Source organism: Bradyrhizobium sp. NBAIM08 (assembly GCF_020193935.1).
GTDB classification, from domain to species: domain Bacteria; phylum Pseudomonadota; class Alphaproteobacteria; order Rhizobiales; family Xanthobacteraceae; genus Bradyrhizobium; species Bradyrhizobium yuanmingense.
In genome coordinates, this window is the sequence record NZ_JADYVR010000168.1 from 1 (window position 1) to 470 (window position 470).

Sequence of the window (470 nt, forward strand, 5' to 3'; positions counted from 1 at the left end):
ATTCCGGTCACCGAGGAGCTGCTCGAGGACTCGCCGGCTCTCGACGGTTACCTGCGCCGCAAGGCCCCGGAGAAGATGGACTTCAAGATCTCCGACGCCATCGTCCGCGGCAACGGCGTCGGCCAGCCCTTGGGCTTCCTCAACTCGCCGTGCCTGGTCACCGTAGCGGCGGAGGGCTCCCAGACCGCCGATACGATCAACGCCACCAACGTCGTCAAGATGTTCTCGCGCATGCCGATCCAGTCGCGCCAAAGCGCGGTGTGGCTGGTCAACCCGGATGCCGAGGTGCAGCTGCCGTTGATGGTGATCGGCCAGCAGCCGGTCTACATCGCCGCCGGCGGGCTGCGTGACAATCCCTACGGCAGCCTGCTCGGCCGTCCGGTGATCCCGCACCAGGTCACCGAAACCGTGGGCGATCTCGGCGACATCATGTTCGTCGACTTCAACCAGTACATGACCCTGACCAAGAC

The 470-nt window shown here is 65.1% G+C and carries 1 protein-coding gene; it reads left to right on the top strand.

Annotated features, from left to right (window positions below; translation table 11 throughout):
• The coding region (locus I6F37_RS38950; RefSeq protein WP_225154215.1) for a phage major capsid protein at positions 1-470 on the top strand (470 nt) is incomplete at both ends.